General features: G+C 41.3%; 1 pseudogene. It reads right to left on the bottom strand.

Annotation, left to right across the window (positions count from 1 at the left end):
• Positions 1 to 262, bottom strand: a pseudogene (locus CDV44_RS28300) (hypothetical protein); the annotation flags it as partial.
• Positions 263 to 673: the final 411 nt, after the last annotated feature.

The raw sequence follows: 673 nt of genomic DNA, 5'->3' as shown, positions 1-673 counted from the left end.
CAGGCATATTCTTCGAATGCTCCGGAATAGGAAAATTCCCTACCTTCTCCACAATACCCAATTTCAACGCAGCCGAAATTTGAAAAAAAATCCAAAAATTCGTCTCCTTCTTAACGAGACTCTCTACATCATCACACGCCTCCGAAAAAATTCCCGGAAGAATCCTAACCAAAGTTCCCATTAAAGAATTCTTATTTGCATACTGCAAATACGCCAATCCTTTTTTCGTCAATATTGAGAACACATCACCCATTTTTATCATTTATCAAATCCCTCGAATTTAATTTTTCTAAGCAACTCCACGCCTCACCTCAAAGAATCCGAGTAAATCGAATTCTTACTAGAAATACTATTTATCTTATTCATCAATGATCTAGAATTTTTTCCGAGACCATTATATTCAATCAGCACCTGCTCCACCGCCCTCGCATCGTACCTAGAAATTCCCTGAAGTTCGGGTATTGGTTCAATGCTGATGCCTTTCTCTTTCAGTGATCTGCATGAGAAATCTGGACCACCTGGAATGTTAGTTTTTCGGCAAACTTTACCCTTGGAAAAAGGAGGGGTTTGCTATGAAACGCAAGCGCTTTTCAGTCGAACAGATTGTCGCAGTACTGAAGCAAGCGGAGTTGGGCATGCCGGTCGCAGATCTCATCCGGCACGTCGGTATTTC

The sequence above is a fragment of the Pandoraea sp. PE-S2R-1 genome (assembly GCF_002179865.1).
In the GTDB taxonomy this organism is placed as follows: Bacteria; Pseudomonadota; Gammaproteobacteria; order Burkholderiales; family Burkholderiaceae; genus Pandoraea.
This window is presented reverse-complemented; position numbering and strand designations above follow the sequence as displayed.